The sequence below is a fragment of the Proteus genomosp. 4 str. ATCC 51469 genome (assembly GCF_003144375.1).
GTDB lineage: Bacteria > Pseudomonadota > Gammaproteobacteria > Enterobacterales > Enterobacteriaceae > Proteus.
In genome coordinates this window covers 69,819-88,897 of the sequence record NZ_PENV01000005.1, presented here as the reverse complement: position 1 = coordinate 88,897, position 19,079 = coordinate 69,819, and the positions used below count along the sequence as shown (strand labels likewise).

Below are 19,079 nucleotides of genomic sequence, written 5' to 3'. Positions count from 1 at the left end.
ATTAGGAAATATTTAATGAAAAACATTAATACGCTTTTAACAAAAATGAAATCTTCCACTTCAGAAACAATTACATTAAAGGAATTAGCACCATTATCACTGCATGAAATACGTGTATTAAGTGATGAAAAATTAACGTGGGATGAAGCAAAAACATTATATACACAGGCACAAAAAGCCGAAAAAGTTAATAAGCTTAATGAAGCTCATTATTTAGCACGTAATAATCCTCAAGTACAAAATGCGGTCGCGTTAGGTATTCAACCACAATCAGCACAAAGTCGTGCGTTAGGTGATTGGGTTCCTGAAAGGGGAAAGATATTTGCTGATGGCAAATCTGTGGCCTCTATGTTTTCACCAGCAAGTTATTTAACAGAACTTTATCGTGAAGCAAAAGCATTACATGCTGAAAGTTCAATTTATCATCTTGATAAACGCCGCCCTGATTTAGCACAACTAGTGCTTTCTCAAGAAAACATGGATAAAGAAGTTTCCACACTTTCTTTATCTAATCAAATTCTAACTACCACGTTACAAAATAAATTAGGCAGTAATAAAGATCTATATCGTGAATTAGCCACAAACCGTTTAACCGGTAGTACTCCTTATCACCAACCTTATGAAATTATTCGCCAAGCTATTATGCTTCAAGATAAAAATCTTGAAGGTTTAATGTCAGCAACAGATGTGACTAAGACCTTAGATTCAGCACTATTAGCTTCTATTCAAGCAGATATTTCTCCTGAACTTTATAATATTTTAGTGGAAGATGTAAATACAAATACAGATGAATTATTTAAGAAAAACTTTGGTAATATTAATCGAATATTATTAAGTGGCTCTCGTTTTATCGCTGACTATTATAACATTGAGATTAAAGAGGCCAGATTTGTTTTAAATATGTTTAATAAAAAAGAATCACTGACTAATAAAGAGCTATTGAATTTAAATAAAATTATTAGATTGTATAAAGCTACAGGAATGTCGCTATTAGCAGTGATTACAGCGATCCAGTCTAAAAGTACTGAATTAAACATAAATAAAGAAACATTAAGTAGTATTTTCCATTTGCAAGTAATTATCAATAATTACCCGATAACCATAGAACAAGCGATTGTGCTTAATGGTGGATTAATTTCTAAAACATCTTTAGATAATACTTTATCTCAATTTGATCAATTATTTAATAGCCCACCACTTAATGATATTCTTTTTGTTGATGATAACCATTCCCTTAATTTGGAAAATGCAACAGCAGATACCGATATTATTCGTTTAAATACGTTAAAACGCGCTTTTAATGTCAATGATATTGAGCTGGTTATGTTATGGAAATTAGCAGCGGGTAATAGTAATTTCTCTTGTTCACTATCAAATATTTCCTTACTGTACCGCACGAGTTTATTAGCACAGATTTATGGTTTATCAATTAATGAATTAGTATTACTTATTAATATTTTACCATCACCTTTTAATCAAAATATTGTGACAAATAAAACTTCTGATGATATGGGTAATTTAATTCACGCTATTAATAATGTGCTAAAATTCGCTAAAAAAGGGAAATGGACGATAAGTGAATTATTTTTAATTTGTTCACAAAAATATGAATCTGAATTTGGTTCTGAACTTGAAGTATTAATTAATACTTTAAGAGTAATGTTAAAAAATACACCAAATAATTATGATGAACAATTCTCAGCTGTTGCATCATTTATTGCCGCTGAAATGAGTATTGACTCTATTGAAAAAGCGAACTGGATATTACGATGGGTTGATCTAGAATCGGGAAATAAATATCTAAAAGAGATATTGCCAATAATTATTAAAGATACTTTAACTCAACAAGATAAAATAAATATTGCCGTGTTCTTTAATCGGCTTAAAAAAGCCACATTGGTTTCAAATAAGATAGGGTTAAATAAGTATATATTAGAAATTATCAGTGTCAATTTGGCATCTTTTTATCCTAATGAAAATAGTATTTTAACCATTGATAAAATAAAACATATCACTCAATTTCATCACTTTATTTCACAATGTGGCGATAGAGCAAATGAGTTTTTAACTGAACTTAAAAATCAGTCATTAACTACTGAAAAAATGGCATTAATTTTAAATATTGATGAAAAAACCATTAGCCAAGCTTTAGCATTAACACCAAAAAAAGAACTAACAGATTTTCAAAATATTACTATTTTAATTCAATATGTTGAACTATCTAAAACACTCAGTATTTCTCCCAAAGATTTTAAATTATTGGTCGATTTAAAATATACGGAAAATAATGATGTAGCAGGTACTTATAATAATTGGAGTAAGTTAAGCCAAGTTATGCAGGCGGGTTTAAATAATGAAAAAACGGCACAGCTTGTTCAAGTTATGGACGAGAAAAAAGCGACCGTATTAACCCACTATTATATCAATCAAAGTAGTAATCTATCTTTAACTAGTCGTGATGATGTTTATCACCACTTGTTAATTGATAATCAAATTTCTGCTGAAATTATGACAACACCGATTGCACAAGCGATTGCCAATATTCAATTTTATATTAACAATTGTTTATCAGGTGATGAAAAAGAAGTTGATAAAAATGTAAAAGGTCGCACCTTCTTTGCACAGTGGGATGAGTTTAATAAACGTTATAGTACCTGGGCTGGCGTTTCTAAATTAGTCTATTATCCAGAAAACTATGTTGACCCGACTATGCGTATTGGGCAAACCAAAATGATGGATACCCTATTACAGTCTATTAGTCAAAATAGTGTTAACAGTGATATGGTCGAAGATGCCTTTAAAACTTATTTAACCTCATTTGAGCAAATTGCTAATTTAGAAGTATTAAGCGGTTATCATGATAGCGTGACATTGGATGACGGTATTACCTATTTTATTGGGCGTAATCCTGCTGATCAAATGAGCTATTATTGGCGTAGTGCTGATCATAGTAAAATTAAAAACAATAAAATGGCGGCTAATGCATGGACAGAGTGGACTAAAATTGAAAATGGTTTAAATCCTTACAATAGTTTAATTCGTCCTGTTATTTTTAATAGCCGTTTATATATTGCTTGGATTGAACGGTTTGAAACTGCTAAAAATGAAACGGCAGAAAAGATTGAAAAGGAAATTAAATATAGCTTAAAACTATCTCATATTCGTTATGATGGTTCTTGGAGTTCGCCTGTTAATTATGAAATATTGGATGCTTTAGAGCAATTTGATAAGCTCAATTTTTATCTAAGTTATAGTGATGAGTTTGATAAACTTATGATTATATTTTATCAAATGTCAGGTGAATATTCAGATGAAAAAGATGAGTTTAAAATTTACTATATTGATAATGAATTGAGTTTTTCTAAAGGGAATTCAAATGAAATCGAAAATATTTATATTAATGCAAAAAATGAGTTTGATATATTAGGTGATTCAAAAGAAAGTAGTGTTAAAGTTATAAATAATCATTTTATCAAAAGAGATAAGACGAATTATAGTATTTCACGTGAACCTACTTCTAATATGACAGTTAAAGACTCTGAATTAGCATCATTACAAGGTAGTTTAATTAATAATGCTAAAATTAAATTAAATAATAATGGCGCGATATGTTTATTTTCTGCTGCTATTAAATGTGAAATTAAAAAAACCATTGAAGCTAATGAGTATGTAAAAGAGCATGTGAAAAAAATACTGTCGTATAATAAAAATGATAATTATACATTTGAAGATATTTATTATGCTAGGGTTGACTTAGGTAAAACTAAAAGTGGGGATTGGGAAAATAGACGTGATGAGGAGACGGATTTTGCTTGTTATTATATTTTTGATTTTAAATCACGGAATGTTTATGCTTATATTGTTAATAAGAATGATGAATCTGAACTGGCTTTAGACCTCCATCGTCAAGTTATTAAATCTGAAATTGGAATAGCTGCTATCATAAATCCCCTTGATCATAATATGTTCTTTGATCTGATAAAAGGATACACTGAGGAAAGTGGATATTTCTCTACAAATATGGATGATAACCTTTATGATTTAATAAAACAAAAGAGCTTTAATGTTATTCTTTTATTTGATATGGATGATTTTATTTATGGTATCTATGGTAAAGACATGTTAGATGGATTGCCAATTAAAAATTTTGATCCAGTCTATGACAATACCGCAGATAAGATTAGTGATATTACAATCGAAATAAAATCCACGGAAAACAGTAAAGAATACAATATTGATAGTTGGAGTAATCATAGTCAATTTAATGAAGGTATAAATAGTTTCAATAATGTAGATGACATACTTAGTTTAGATATTCCAGCTAGTGAATTTAACAGAAATGAAAAAACAACGATAACGGTAAATGTTAAGGTTAAAAATAAACAATCGGATGTGTTATCCGAAAAGGCTTTTTCATTTGAAGCTAAGAGAACTATCGTTGCAGATACAGGAAGTGTTATTAAAGTAGAAACAAATTCAGCAATGGCTCAGTATATGTCAATGAGTATTACAAATAAGCCTATGTTGGTGCGTTTAAATACTTTATTTGCCCGCCAATTGGTTAAACGTGCCAATAAAGGTATTAATACTATTTTAACCTTAGATACTCAGCGTTTGCCTGAACCTGCATTAGAGGGTAATACGGATGATACCATGGACTTTAATGGCGCCAATGCGCTCTATTTCTGGGAGCTGTTCTATTACACTCCAATGATGATCGCCAATGTAATGCTTGAAGGGCAAAATTACGATGAAGCAGGTCGTTGGTTGCGTTATGTCTTTAGCCCTAATGGTTATATTGAGAATGGTATTCATATTGATCGGGCGTGGAATTCACACCCTCTTTTAACGGATACGGCTTGGGATAAAGATCAACTCGATTCAACTGACCCTGATGCTGTGGCGCAAACGGACCCTATGCACTACAAGTTAGCGACCTTTATGAAGTGCCTCGATATTCTCATGGATCGTGGTGACAGTGCTTATCGTATATTAGAGCGCGAAACCTTAAATGAAGCCAAAATGTGGTATATGCAAGCGCTGAAATTGTTGGGTGATGAAACCGAATTATTAGGTGATAACGTGTGGTTATCCCCTAAATTAACAGAGGCAGCCACAAAAACGAAACAACCAACACGTGTAATCAAGGAAGAAAGCGCAGAAAGGATATCACCGCGTACTGCTAATTCATTAACTGCACTCTTTTTACCACAAATTAATGAGAAGTTAGCACAGTATCGCGATACGTTAAAAACACGTCTGTTTAATTTACGTCATAATTTATCGATTGATGGGCAACCTCTGTCGTTAGCGATTTACTCTACACCGACAGATCCAAAAGCATTACAAAATGCCGCCGTGAATCAATCTCAAGGTGGCAGTGCCTTACCTAATGCAGTGATGCCAACACATCGTTTCCCTGTGATTTTAAATAGTGCAAAATCCTTGGTTAATCAGTTAATGCAGTTTGGTAGTTCATTGTCTAGCATTACAGAACGTCAAGATGCCCAAGCGTTGTCAGAATTACTTACTACGCAAGGTAGTGAAATTATTCTGCAAAATATGAAGTATCAAACAAAGAGTATTGAGGAGTTTGCTCTTAATAAGAAAGCGTTAGAAGCGTTACGTGTTGGGGCACAAAATCGCGTTGATCACTATGGCAAGTTGTATGATGAAAATATTAGTACATCAGAACAACAAGCGATGGATCTTCGTTTAGCGTCTTCTGTTTTGAATACGTCTAGCCAAGTGTTGAATATGGCGGGTGCGGTTGCGGATATGGTGCCTAACATTTACGGTATGGCTGTAGGTGGCTCACGCTTTGGTGGCGTCTTTAATGCTACCGCGATCGGTTTGCAATTGGCAGGTTCTGCAACCAATATTGCATCAGATAGATTAAGTCAATCTGAGACTTATCGTCGTCGTCGTGAAGAGTGGGAATTATCTCGTAATAATGCAAAAGCTGAGTTGGAGCAAATTGATGCGCAACTTGAAGCCTTAAAAGTACGTAAAGAAGCTGCAAGTTTACAACTTGATAGCTTGAAGTTGCAACAACAGCAAACACAAGAGCACTTAACATTCTTACAAAATAAGTTTACCAATAAAGCCTTGTATAACTGGTTACGTGGTAAATTAATGGCGATTTATAAGCCTTTCTACGACTTAACCATTTCGCGCTGTCGTATGGCGGAATTGGCTTATCAGTACGATTTAGGTGAAACTCAAACCTTTATTCGCCCAGGTGCATGGCAAGGTAATTACTCTGGTTTGATGGCAGGTGAAAGCTTAATGCATAACCTGACTCAGATGGAAAACAGTTATCTTGAAAAAGATAAACGCGCATTAGAAATTACCAAAATTGTTTCGTTGAGCGATGTATATCAAGGGTTAAGCACTAAGCCGTTTGGTTTTGAGCAAGTAACTGATGTGATTAATCAATCAAAAACACAGTTAGGTACAGCAGAAAATGGTATTACGCTGAAAAATGGCCAATTACAAGCCACGATTAAGCTCTCTGATTTAGCTATCGACAAAGATTATCCTGCTGATTTAGGTCAATTACGTCGAGTTAAACAAATTAGTGTGACATTACCTGCATTAACAGGTGCTTATCAGAATATAAGAGCAGTGCTGAATTATGGCGGTAGTGCGGTGAAACCAAGAGGTTGTAATGCAATCGCGATTTCTCATGGTATGAATGACAGTGGTCAATTCCAATTGAACTTCAATGATGATCGTTATCTGCCTTTTGAAGGTTTACCTGTGAATGATAGCAGTACACTGACTTTAAGCTTCCCTGATGCAACAAGTAAGCAAAAAGAGATGTTACTGACATTAAACGACATCATTCTCCATATTAATTACACCATTCGTTAATTATCTAAATCTTAATTAATTACAGGCTCTTTAGGGAGCCTGTCAGGAGTTCTATATGCAAAATTCAGAGAAATTGACCTTTGATGCGCCGAATTTACCAAAAGGTGGCGGTGCAGTCACTGGATTAACGGGCAATATGGGCGCTGTTGGCCCTGATGGTGCAGCGACTTTTAACTTGCCATTACCAATTAGTCAAGGTCGTGGTTATGCCCCTTCTTTAGGCTTAACGTATCAAAATCAAGCGGGTAATGGTGCATTTGGTTTTGGCTGGTTTGTCGGTGCAATGTCTATTCGTCGTCGTACTTCAAAAGGTGTGCCATTGTATTCTCAACAAGATGAGTTTATTGGGCCTGAAGGTGAAGTGATAGTGCCTATTTTGAATAAAAAGGGCGACATTGAAACCACTCAGCGTAATACATTATTAGGTGTAAAACTTGCACATCAATACCAAGTCACAACTTATCGTTCTCGTATTGAAAAAAGCTTTAGTCGTTTTGAGTATTGGTCATTAAATAAGGCTAATGCTTCTGCTAATACACCAAAACAATTTTGGGTGATGTTGAGTGCAAATGGTGAGGTTCACTTATTTGGCTATGAAATCACGGCACAGATCGTGGATAACCAAAACAGCGAACGTATTGCGCAATGGGATCTCAATGCTTCGGTTTCAGCGATGGGTGAGCAAATTGAATATCACTATCGCGCTGAAGATGAACAAGGTTGTGATAAACAAGAAATTCAATCACATACCAATGCAAATACCCAGCACTATTTAGAGAAAGTGTATTACGGCAACCCTGTGGGAGAGCGTGCTTTTTCATGTACGAAAACGGATAACACCTTACCGAAAAATGCCTTGTTTACTTTGGTCTTTGATTACGGTGAGCGTGATAGCGCATTAGCCACCTATCCACAATGGCAAAGTAATTCCGCATGGGCACTGCGTAAAGACTGTTTCTCGCTGTTCCATTACGGTTTTGAAGTTCGTACTCGCCGTTTATGTCGCCAAGTACTGATGTATCACCGTCTTGAAAGTTTAGAAAAACAAACAATATTGGCAGAAACCCCTGAATTAGTCGCTCGATTAACGCTCACTTATGATGAGTCAGCATCGGGTTCGGTGTTAGTTTCAGCACAAAAATCGGCATTTAACGATAATAAAGATACACAGTCGTTAGTGACATTGCCTCCTGTAAAATTTGATTGGCAACAGGTCGGTGCGACTAAACAAGCGCAGTGGCAATCATTGGATGAGCTTGCTTCTTTTACACCACAACAGCCTTATCAATATGTTGATTTATTGGGAGAAGGGCTGGCTGGTGTGTTGTATCAAGACAGTGGTGCTTGGTGGTATCGTGCACCAATTAGAAAAGAAGATAAGCAAAATCCTAATGCTATAACATGGGATAACGCTAAAAAACTCCCTGTTATTCCATCGTTACGTGGTTCAGCAACGCTGACAGATATTACGGGTGACGGCAAATTAGAATGGTTAGTTACACAAGGTAATGTAAACGGTTATTACACTCAAAATGAGACTAAAGCAGAGAATTGGCTTAATTTTGTGCCACTTGATGTTATACCTGTGGAATATTTTCATCCTAGAGCTGAAATCACCTCATTAACAGGTAGTGGTTTTGCTGATCTCGCCTTAATTGGTCCTCGTAGTATCCGCCTTTATGCGGGTTCTGCTCAAGGCTGGAAAGAAAGTAAAGAGGTGATACAGACCGAAGGTGTGACTTTGCCGATTAAGAATATTAATCGTCGTGCTTTAGTGGCATTTAGTGATGTGTTGGGTTCTGGGCAACAACATCTAATTAAAGTGGATTATCAAGGGGTAACCTGCTGGGTTCATCTTGGTGAAGGTAAATTTAGTAAACCAATGACTATTTCAGGGTTTACTGCTGATCGCCTTAAATTTAACCCTAATCAACTCTATTTAGCGGATTTAGATGGCAGTGGTACAACTGACATCATTTATGCCCAATCTACTCATTTAGAAGTTTATTTTAACCAAAGTGGTAATCAATTTGTACGTGGTGATGATATCCCATTACCTAAAGATATGCGTTTTGATAATCAGTGCCAATTGCAAGTCGCTGATGTGCAAGGTTTAGGTGTTGCGAGTCTTTTACTGACAAAATATTATCCGATACCGCAACATTGGGTGCTTTCCCTACAAAATAATAAGCCATGGTTATTAACCTCTATTAATAACAATATGGGGTTGATCCAAAACTTGTATTACCGCAGTTCTGTCCAATATTGGTTGGACGAAAAATCAACTCGACAACAACAAAAGAAAGGTAATGTAGTCAGTTATTTACCTTTCCCACTGCATACACTTTGGAAAATTGACACGATTGATGAAATTACACAAAGTCAGTTAACACAGACTTTTAATTATCGTCATGGCGTCTGGGATGGTAAAGAAAAAGAGTTCCGTGGTTTTGGCTGTGTTGAAGCTACAAATGCTGAGTCTTTTAAAAGTGAAGAAAATACAACGGATAAAACACCAAGTGCGTTAACCCGTCAATGGTTCTCAACGGGTAAATCCATCGTTGATGCTCAGCTTTATAACGAGTTTTGGCAAGGCGACAGTGTGGCATTTCCTTATTTTTCACCGCGTTTTACACAAGGCGAAGGAAGTGCTGAAAAGATCTGCGATAACACAGTGCGTCAAAAACAAGGCTATTGGCTTGAGCGTGGGCTACAGGGGCAACTACTCAGGAAAGAGATCTATGGGTTAGACAATACCGTTGTCTCCAATGTGCCTTATGTTGTCACAGAACAACGACCTCAAGTACGTCTAATTGAAATGCAAGGGGGCTCACCTGTGGTGATGCCATCTGTGGTAGAAAGTCGTCAATATCACTATGAGCGTATTGCTGCAGATCCTATTTGTCATCAACAAATCATCTTAGAACAAGATAGTTATGGCTTTGTTTCTAAAACTGTTTCTATTGATTATCCAAGACAAGTTAAAGGCACGAAAAACCCTTATCAGCATTATGAGAGCTTGCCAGAGACATTATGGTCATCCAGTTATGATGAGCAACAACATACACTGCGTTTAAGTTTATCACGTCAAACTTGTCACCATATAAATCACCCTGAAAAACAGGTTTATCAGCTAGGTGTTATAGCAACAAATCGTCAAGATATTTGGGCATATGGAGCAGAAAAACAGCCTAAAGATGGTTTAAATATCGAAGCACTATTAGCCGCCAATAATTTACTTACACAGAAGTCACTATTTGTTGGGCAACAACAGCTTGCTTATATGGGTGTTAATGGAAACGCCACATTGCTAGAACCTGATTTTCCTGCTCGTTTAGCTTATAGCGAAAGTGCGGAATTAGATGAGGAAACTGCAACAGCGATTTCCCAACCTTATCCTAATTTAAAACTGAACGATGTGATGATAAATGCGGGTTATCAGCAAAAAGAATTTTTATTTGCGGATGAAGCAGAAAAAGATAAAAAACTGTGGGTGAAATCGTTATTAGGTATCAAAACTTATGGTTCATTAGCGCAATTCTATAAACCACTTGTGTACAAGAAAACAGCCCTCTCTTGTGATTACACTTTGTTATGGGATAAGCAATTCTGTGTTTTGATGGGGAAAGGCTCCCCCTTAAATACGCAAGATTTTCATCTTACTTATGATTGGCGTTTTTTATCACCGAACTCTATTACTGATGAAAACAAAAATATTCATCAGGTGAGCTTTGATGGTTTTGGCCGAGTGACGACAACACGTTTTTCAGGTACCGAAAATGGTCGGCAAAGTGGCTATAGTGATAAAACGTTTGTCATGCCCACAACGATTAATGGGGCTTTAGCACTAACATCAACACTGCCTATTGCCACTGGTTTTGTGTATGTGACAGACAGTTGGATGTCCACATCTTCAAAATTACCTCCTCATGCACTGCAAATCATGACCGACCGTTATGACAGCGACTCACAACAGCAAATTCGTCAACAAATTGCTTTTAGTGATGGCTTTGGCCGCTTATTGCAAACTTCCGTGAGAGTTGAAGCTGGAAACGCTTTCTTGCGCAGTGAAAAAGGGGAATTAGCGGTTGATAGCACACAGCAGGTACAGCAAAAAAGTACCACAACACGTTGGGCAATCTCAGGTGAAACAGAATATGACAATAAAGGAAATGTAAAGCGTGTTTATCAGCCTTATTTTCTTAATGATTGGCGTTATATCACCAACCGTTCTGCACAACCGAATCGGTTTGCAGATTCCCATTACTACGATGCATTAAGTCGCTTATATCGAGTGAATACGGCAAAAAACTATCAACGTAATACGATAGTAACACCTTGGTTTGTGGTCAAGGAAGATGAAAATGACACTCTAATATAAGTTATTTACGGCCTATCACGCGGGTTAATTGGCGATGTCGCTTAATCCGCTTTATTTAGGAATTTTATTATGCTAGTTGCGATCCCATCAGAAAGCGATGCACTGGCTTGGATGATTATCGGTGGATTTTCAGCCTGGGGAGGTATCGTGAGGTATTTAATGGAAATTAGGCAAAAACAAATTAAGTGGTCTTGGTGTGGTGTCACCAGCCAAATTGTGATCTCTGTTTTTACAGGATTATTAGGAGGGTTATTAAGTTTTGAAAGCGGTGCAAGCCGTTATATGTCTTATATGATTGCAGGGCTTTTTGGCTCAATGGGTAGCACAACTTTAATTTGGTTGTGGAACCGTATTTTTGGTGTGAATAACCTTAAGGAGCCTAAATGAGCATATATACATTGAGCCAGCGTAGCCAAAAAAACCTAGAAGGAGTGGATCAGGATTTAGTCCGAGTGGTTAATTTGGCACTGACATTTAGTGAATATGATTTTGTCGTTATTGAAGGGGTACGTTCATTAGCTCGACAAAAAGAGCTAATGAAGGAAGGTAAAAGTAAAACACTCAATAGTCGTCATTTAACAGGTCATGCCGTTGATATTGTGCCTTTAGTGAATGGTGTGATCCCTTGGCAAGATTGGTCAGCATTCGAGTCGGTATCAAAAGCGATGAAAAAAGCCGCTTATCAATTGCATGTTCGAATTAATTGGGGAGGGGATTGGGTTTCATTTCGCGATGGTCCTCATTACGAGCTTTGTAGAGAGACAAATCCATGAATATAGATACTTTTTTACGTTTTGGAGTTAAAGGTGGTGTGGCAATAATTATTGTTATCACATTACTGGTTATTCGTTATCAATATAACCAAATAAATCAACTTTCTGAACAAAATAGCCAGCTTGAATATCAACAACGCATATTGCAATCACAATTAGTGCAATGGTACGAACAATCGGAAAAAGTCTCTGAAACACTTATGCATCAACAAAAGGAGCAACAATCTTTAGAGGAAGAAAATCATGTTATACGCCAAGAGTTACGGCAAATTTTGGCTCAAACGCCTTGTGCTAATGAGCCTGTTCCTGATGCTGTTATCCAGTTGCAGCAAAACTCCTTCAATCATCGTTAAAGCGCCAGATAAATTTGTTCCTACGCATTTGTTACAACCGTGCTCTGCACCATTTTTTAATGTGCAAGTGTGGGGGGATTATCCTGATTATGTGGCACGTTTAATATTGGTTTTAGAAAAATGCAATACCGATAAAAAAGCTGTTGCCGAAATATTAGCCTTAAAAAATCAGCGTAATAGCAATGAATTGGAACATAAAAAGAAAATTAATTAAGGAATTATAAAACTATGTCAAATCAACAATTATATACACGAACTCCAACTGTGGTGGTTCATGATAATCGCGGATCAATAATTCGTGAAATTAACTATTGTCGCCATCCCAACACAATAAATAAAACAGATGAACGTATTACTCGTCATCACTATCACTCTCGTGGTTATTTAGAACACAGTATTGATGCAAGATTGTATGAAGCTCAGCAATCTGATCCAACAATTCAACCCAATATTCAGCAAACAATCAGTTTAGGTGGTGCATTATCACTTTCACAAGGTATTGATAATGGTATTCGCTTTAGTCTCAATGACATTGAAGGCACTGTGTCACAGCAAATTAATGCAAAAGGTAGTGTGATTACGTATGAATATAGTAAACCTGAATTTGTACGTAATTTAGAAAAAGTTAAAGAAGGAAGTAAAGTAAAGCAACTGTTGAAATGGGGAGATAGTGATGAAATATCAGTGAATAATAATAGTGTTGGAAAATGTATTACTCATTATGACACCGCAGGTAAAAAAGAATTTATAACGTTTTCTTTATTAGGGAAAAATACGTATTTCATAAGATTATTCCACTTTGGTAATGACATCCATTGGGAGGAAGGTAGTTACGATATGAATCAAGTGGAGCATGCGGAAAATTATAAAACCATGTTCACTTATGATGCCACTGGGGCCGTATTAAAAGAAACAGATGCTAAAGGCCATCAACGTCGAATGCTTTATGATATTGCTGGTTTTGTTAAACAATCTTGGGTGACGCTAAAAGGAAAATCAGAACAAGTGATTTTGCGTTCACTCACCTATTCTGCTGCAGGGCAAAAATTACGTGAAGAGCACGGTAATGGATTAGTGACCATTTATGAATATGAAGCAGAAACTCAGCGACTATTGCATGTTAAAACAGAGCGTCCTCAAGGCCATGCATTAGGTGCAAAAATCATGCAAGATCTACGTTATGAGTATGATCCTGTGGGTAATATTATTTGTCTTAAAAATGATGCAGAAGCGACTCGCTACTGGCGTAATCAGAAAGTGGTGCCTGAAAATCGTTATGTGTATGACTCTCTGTACCAATTAGCCAGTGCGACAGGCCGAGAGTCTGCAAATCAGCAAACACCTGCTTCTACGCAATTACAGCAAATTACAACGCTCGTGAAAGATGCACAAAGCTATACTAATTATACTCGCTCATATACCTATGATAATGCGGGTAATTTAACGCAAATTCGCCATAATTCACCTATTGCACAGCAAAGCTTTACTCAAGATATCGTTGTTTCAAATAAAACCAATCGTGCTTTATTGAAATCTCAATGTGCAGATCCACAACAAGTGGATAGTTATTTTGATGAGAGTGGTAATTTAACCAAATTACTTAATGGTGATGCACTACTTTGGAATAAATTAAATGAATTAGAAGCAACAAATAAAAAAATAGAAAGTGGATCAATTTATGAAGGTGAGACTTATCAATATGATAGTGAAGGTCAACGAGCCACTAAGCTAAGAGGTCGTAAACAAGGTTCGTCTGATAAGTTGGAGAAAGTGTTCACTCATTACTTATCTAATATTGATGTTTGGGAGTTTGGTGAATATCCAACAAGAGAAAAATATAATATCGTCCATGTACAGGCAGGCACCAGTGCAAAAGTCCGAGCATTATGTTGGGAAATGGGTACACCTAATGGGATTGAAAATAACTCACTGCGTTATAGCTATGATGACGGCATTGGCAATAGCGGATTAGAAACGGATGGTAAAGGGCAATTAGTCAGTTATGAGGAGTATTATCCTTATGGAGGCACTGCAATTTGGTCCAGCGAAAATGCGGTAGAAGCTGACTACAAAATGGTCCGTTATTCAGGGCAAGAAAAAGACTCTACTGGAATGTATTACTACGGTTACCGTTATTATCAACCGTGGATTGGTCGTTGGTTAAGTGCTGATCCCGCTGGTACGATAGATGGGCTGAATTTATATCGTATGGTACGTAATAACCCTGTGACTTTGCATGATCCTGATGGGCGAATGCCAATTCCACCAGCACCGCCTATGGTACCACCAGCACCGCCTATGATGGGGGGAGCTCCATTGCCGCCACCAGTACCTGGTGGTATGCAGGCAATATCAAAACCACGGAAAACTTGGGGTGATCCATTAAAGAATGCTAATAGTACGGCATTATCGGATCATCAAGGAGGAAATTATCCATACTATACGGGATTTTTTAGAACTTTATATGTCTCTAAAATTAAACATTATAACGATATTTCTAATATAAAAATGTTTGTTGATGAATGGCAAGGTATTAATGAAAAATCTCAACGTCAATTAATAAAGGAAAATATTAATGAACAGAAAGTATTATATCTACAAAATAAATTAAATAAAATGGAAGAAGAATGGCCTAAATATGTTAAGACTCATGAGAAAACAACATATCGAGGTGATGGATTATCGATTAGTGAAACTTACCCGTGGTTTAAGGATTTTGTAGATGAAGTTAAAAACAAGGAAAAAGCAGTATTAAAGCAAGTAAATATTCCTGTTTCTGCTGTTTCTATAATGTCTACGGCAACTACACCGAAGTCAGGTTATGTTTCTAACGCAAATGTTATGTGGCATTTTAATCTTGAACCCGAAAATCTAGGTGTTTCTATGCCTGTCTATAAAGGTGAGGATGAAGTGACATTCCCTGTTTATAACAAGATGAAAATTACTTCATTGCAATATTTACCAGAAGGAAGTTCTTATATGAATAATCCAGAGAAGTTTGGTTCGTCTCATCGCTATATTATTAATGCAAATATGCTTCCAAGAGGCTAATCTACAATAGTGCATTTTAAAATTTGTCAGGGCAATATGTATATATTGCTCTGGCAGTTTTTAACGCTATCTTAATGAAGATGTTTTTCTACTAAACTCCTTTCTTATAATGCTACTTTTCTATGTATAATCGTTAATTTAAATGTGATTTTTTCTCAAAAAAATACGTTTTAAAAATTATTTCAATAATGAAGTTTGATAAATTTTAATAGTCAGATACAGTTGAATACTTATTTTTTATATTTTATTTTAATATCTTGTTTTTTTGTTTCAATAATAAATTGTACATTTAATAAATATTAAATGGCTGTTTTAATTCCGTTTTAATATTAAATTAAATAGCGACGTTGCTCACAAATATAAATAAATGAATATTTAATTATATTCTTTTGACTAATATATAATGTGATTAACAAAATCATTATACTTTAAAAACTTTAATAATTATTGAGGGTTAATTATGAGAAAAAATAAACTTATGGTATTTACTGCAACATTATTACTATCATCAGCGAGTTTTATTTCAACCGCGTCAGCAGATGTGACATTAAAACATGGATATATTGATGTACCTCCTAGTAGAGCTTTCCTTTGTTCATCAACAGGAGGAAATTTAAATAAAAATTGTGGACCAATACAGTATGAACCTCAATCAATTGAGGGGTTTAAAGGATTTCCTAAAGATGGGCCTGCTGATGGTCAAATTGCCAGTGGTGGGAAAGATGCTTTTTCTGCTTTAAATGCACAAAGTGCTGATCGTTGGCATAAAGTGGCAATGAAAAGTGGAGAAAATATGTTTAAATGGACATTAACGGCTAAACATAGCACTGAATCATGGCGGTTTTTTATTACGAAACCAGGGTGGGATGTAAATAAACCACTGACCCGTGCTGATTTTGATTTAACACCATTCTGCCAACAAGATGATAATGGCAAAATACCAACAGAAACCGTAGAGATAAATTGTAATGTACCAGAGCGTTCAGGTTATCAAATTATTTTAGGTGTTTGGGATATTGCGGATACAGGTAATGCCTTTTATCAAGTTATTGATGCTGAATTTAAAAAATAGTCAAATCAAATAAAATTATTTTTTAATATCAATAATGATATTGTATATATATTATTCCATCTTAAATATAATCCAGTCTTGAATATTAAATTTAGATTGGTAATTATTTAGTTGTTAAATGAAAATAATAGCTATTTATTATTGAAATTAAATCAATAGCGCCTTTGTGTGGGCGCTATTTTCATTGGTTCGACTAGAAATCCATCGCGCACAATGCTACTTTCTACGTTATACCTATAATTATTTAGCTTAAAAACCACATCATTGAGGCGCGATTATGGAAATCTATTTAGATACAGCGGATATCGAAGAAGTCAGAAAACTCTCTCAAGTTCTTCCTATTGCAGGTGTCACTACCAATCCGTCTATTATTGCTAAATCGGCACAAGATATTGAAACGCTGTTACCTGAATTAAAAGCAGCAATGGGGGGCAAAGGTCGGGTATTTGCACAGGTTATTGCCAGTGATGTCGATACCATGATTGAAGAAGCATTACGTATTGGCAATATCGCGGATAATACCGTGATTAAAATCCCAGTTACTGAAGCGGGACTTGTCGCCATTAAACAATTGAAACAAAAAAATATGCTGGTATTAGGTACCGCGATTTACAGTGTCTCACAAGGATTAATGGCAGCTTTAGCAGGGGCGGATTATATTGCACCTTATGTTCACCGAATGGATAGACAAGGCTCTGATGGGGTAAGAGTGGTAAAAGAGTTACAAACGCTGATTACCATGCATAATTTACCGACGAAAATCTTAGCTGCGAGCTTTAAAACCCCCCGTCAGGTTGTTGATTGTTTATTAGCTGGGGCTTCTTCGGTGACATTACCGATTGAACTTGCTTACTCAATTATTCGCTCACCGGTTGTAGATGATGCAGTAAATAGATTTGCAGATGATTGGCAAGGCGCATTTGAACGTCGTTTTTTATAATCAAATTAATAATATGAGACTAAGTGCTATAGCGTTATATAGCACTTAATTTATCAGTTTTGGGATATTTAAGATATTAATCTTCACTTTTACTAATGTATTAATAACTAGATTATGATGGCTTAAAATAAAAGAATATTGATTTACATCTAATAATAAGCCACCTTTCTGGCAATCTAAATTTAGATCTATTACTATAATCTTAGTCTATAAATGGATTATTAATATAATCTATCTATTTTTTATTTTTTTGTGAAAAATAGTTTATTTATCAATGAATTGTTATTTTTTCTCTAAAAGCTATTTTATATTTTAATATTTAATTAATTTTTTGTTTTTACTCGGTTTAATTGTTATTGCTTTGGCTTTAATAATAAAATAACAAATTGTGACAAGTGTGTTAATTAAAGAGTTTGGTTGTTAAAAATAAACTAAATATTATATTGATGGGGTTGTTAACTTACCAGATTAACAGGGAAAACCGATACTCCGCGGTGCAATGATAATTAACATATACAGTTATTATCTTTATTTAGCGATAAATAAAACTTTATTTGTGATACTGGAGTAAATATGTGCGAAGAATACATGAATAAGCCACTTTATCTATCAATTGCTGACTGGGTTCAAGCGCAAGAACGTTGGGTAAGTGCGAAAGAAATTGCAACAAAATTCGATATTCCTCAATGTAATGCGATTAATATCGTTTCTTATATTCTTTCTGATGTAAAAGAAATTGAATGTGAAACGAAAAGTGTCCCTAATCAGCTTGAAGGCAGGGGATGCCAATGCCAACGAATGATCAAAGTGAGTCATATCGATCCTCAACTTTATTCACGCTTAAAAGGCCATGTTCAAGGTAAAAGTAGTCAAAGTTCTCCTGAGAAATTAGCATCCATGATCCCTCATGGGTTAAACCATGAACAAAAATGGCAATGGATGTTATCAAAATCACAACGACGATAACGTGACTGATTAAGTCGTAGGTTAAAAAAAGAACAATGACGACAGGCGCGTATAACGCCTGTCGCTGTTTGTTACTGACCTTTCGGTTTCACTTCGGTTGTGCCTCGTAAACGTGGACGATTAGGCTCAGGTGCCGTTAAAGGTGTTGTTTCGACTAAGCTTTGGCGACAACGAACGGCCAAATCTTGATATTCGCGTGTGTTCATACGCTTCCATTCCATGTCATTATCAGTAATATTCCGTACATGTTTTGCAGGGCTACCAATCAGCATTTGCCGAGGTTGTCCTTGAAAGCCTGCTTTCACAAAGCTCATTGCTGCTACAATGCTTTCTTCACCAATCACTGCACCGTCCATAATCACACTGTTCATGCCGACTAAACTGTCACGTCCAATAATACAACTATGAAGAATAGCACCGTGTCCAATATGTCCATTTTCTCTAACAATGGTATCCATATCGGTGTAACCGTGCATGATACAACCGTCTTGAAGGTTGGCGCCTGCTTCAACAATTAATCGTCCATAATCTCCTCTTAATGAGGCTAAAGGGCCGATATAAACTCCAGCACCTATAATTACATCACCAATTAATACCGCAGATGGGTGAATATAGGCGGTTGGGTGTACCACAGGGACAAGGCCTTCAAACGCGTAGATACTCATCT

11 protein-coding genes are annotated in these 19,079 nt (G+C 35.8%); 10 read left to right on the top strand and 1 reads right to left on the bottom strand.

The genetic code is table 11. The features are described 5' to 3' along the window. The first annotated feature begins 15 nt into the window (after positions 1 to 15). From DK866_RS07355 to caiF, 10 genes are all read left to right on the top strand, one after another. Positions 16 to 6,876: a neuraminidase-like domain-containing protein gene (locus DK866_RS07355; protein WP_109408375.1), complete on the top strand. Its 6,861-nt coding sequence runs from the start codon at positions 16 to 18 to the stop codon at positions 6,874 to 6,876. A gap of 55 nt (positions 6,877 to 6,931) precedes the next feature. Continuing rightward, positions 6,932 to 11,257 carry a SpvB/TcaC N-terminal domain-containing protein gene (locus DK866_RS07350; protein ID WP_109408374.1) on the top strand — a complete coding sequence of 1,442 codons (4,326 nt, stop codon included), beginning with the start codon at positions 6,932 to 6,934 and terminating at the stop codon, positions 11,255 to 11,257. Positions 11,258 to 11,326: 69 nt separating this feature from the next. Next, on the top strand, positions 11,327 to 11,644 hold the full coding sequence (locus tag DK866_RS07345) for a phage holin family protein (protein WP_109408373.1): 318 nt from the start codon (positions 11,327 to 11,329) through the stop codon (positions 11,642 to 11,644). After that, positions 11,641 to 12,030 (top strand): M15 family metallopeptidase, encoded by a 390-nt coding sequence (locus DK866_RS07340; RefSeq protein WP_109408372.1) that lies wholly within the window; start codon positions 11,641 to 11,643, stop codon positions 12,028 to 12,030. The genes DK866_RS07345 and DK866_RS07340 overlap by 4 nt, the downstream gene beginning before the upstream one ends. Then, on the top strand, positions 12,027 to 12,383 hold the full coding sequence (locus DK866_RS07335) for a DUF2570 family protein (RefSeq protein WP_109408371.1): 357 nt from the start codon (positions 12,027 to 12,029) through the stop codon (positions 12,381 to 12,383). Before DK866_RS07340 ends, DK866_RS07335 begins: the two co-directional genes overlap by 4 nt. Then, positions 12,340 to 12,597 carry an Rz1-like lysis system protein LysC gene (gene lysC / locus DK866_RS07330; protein ID WP_109408370.1) on the top strand — a complete coding sequence of 86 codons (258 nt, stop codon included), beginning with the start codon at positions 12,340 to 12,342 and terminating at the stop codon, positions 12,595 to 12,597. Before DK866_RS07335 ends, lysC begins: the two co-directional genes overlap by 44 nt. A 14-nt stretch (positions 12,598 to 12,611) precedes the next feature. Next, positions 12,612 to 15,434: an RHS repeat domain-containing protein gene (locus tag DK866_RS07325; RefSeq protein WP_109408369.1), complete on the top strand. Its 2,823-nt coding sequence runs from the start codon at positions 12,612 to 12,614 to the stop codon at positions 15,432 to 15,434. A gap of 460 nt (positions 15,435 to 15,894) precedes the next feature. Further along, complete coding sequence (locus DK866_RS07320) at positions 15,895 to 16,506, top strand: lytic polysaccharide monooxygenase (protein ID WP_109408368.1); 612 nt, start codon at positions 15,895 to 15,897, stop codon at positions 16,504 to 16,506. A gap of 277 nt (positions 16,507 to 16,783) precedes the next feature. Then, complete coding sequence (gene fsa, locus DK866_RS07315; protein ID WP_109408367.1) at positions 16,784 to 17,446, top strand: fructose-6-phosphate aldolase; 663 nt, start codon at positions 16,784 to 16,786, stop codon at positions 17,444 to 17,446. A gap of 573 nt (positions 17,447 to 18,019) precedes the next feature. Beyond that, positions 18,020 to 18,412, top strand: a complete 393-nt coding sequence (gene caiF / locus DK866_RS07310) for a carnitine metabolism transcriptional regulator CaiF (RefSeq protein ID WP_109408366.1) — start codon at positions 18,020 to 18,022, stop codon at positions 18,410 to 18,412. Between the two features lie 71 nt (positions 18,413 to 18,483). On the opposite strand, the gene caiE is transcribed toward caiF, so the two are convergent. Beyond that, on the bottom strand, positions 18,484 to 19,077 hold the full coding sequence (gene caiE, locus DK866_RS07305) for a carnitine operon protein CaiE (protein WP_109408365.1): 594 nt from the start codon (positions 19,075 to 19,077) through the stop codon (positions 18,484 to 18,486). Positions 19,078 to 19,079 lie beyond the last annotated feature (2 nt).

What these genes read in the sequence shown, in the direction of transcription:
- DK866_RS07355 (WP_109408375.1), top strand. Translation starts at nt 16, where the DNA reads ATGAAAAACATTAATACGCTTTTAACAAAAATGAAATCTTCCACTTCA.
- DK866_RS07340 (WP_109408372.1), top strand. Translation starts at nt 11,641, where the DNA reads ATGAGCATATATACATTGAGCCAGCGTAGCCAAAAAAACCTAGAAGGA.
- DK866_RS07325 (WP_109408369.1), top strand. Translation starts at nt 12,612, where the DNA reads ATGTCAAATCAACAATTATATACACGAACTCCAACTGTGGTGGTTCAT.
- DK866_RS07345 (WP_109408373.1), top strand. Translation starts at nt 11,327, where the DNA reads ATGCTAGTTGCGATCCCATCAGAAAGCGATGCACTGGCTTGGATGATT.
- caiE (WP_109408365.1), bottom strand. Translation starts at nt 19,077, where the DNA reads ATGAGTATCTACGCGTTTGAAGGCCTTGTCCCTGTGGTACACCCAACC.
- DK866_RS07350 (WP_109408374.1), top strand. Translation starts at nt 6,932, where the DNA reads ATGCAAAATTCAGAGAAATTGACCTTTGATGCGCCGAATTTACCAAAA.
- fsa (WP_109408367.1), top strand. Translation starts at nt 16,784, where the DNA reads ATGGAAATCTATTTAGATACAGCGGATATCGAAGAAGTCAGAAAACTC.
- DK866_RS07320 (WP_109408368.1), top strand. Translation starts at nt 15,895, where the DNA reads ATGAGAAAAAATAAACTTATGGTATTTACTGCAACATTATTACTATCA.
- caiF (WP_109408366.1), top strand. Translation starts at nt 18,020, where the DNA reads ATGTGCGAAGAATACATGAATAAGCCACTTTATCTATCAATTGCTGAC.
- DK866_RS07335 (WP_109408371.1), top strand. Translation starts at nt 12,027, where the DNA reads ATGAATATAGATACTTTTTTACGTTTTGGAGTTAAAGGTGGTGTGGCA.
- lysC (WP_109408370.1), top strand. Translation starts at nt 12,340, where the DNA reads ATGCTGTTATCCAGTTGCAGCAAAACTCCTTCAATCATCGTTAAAGCG.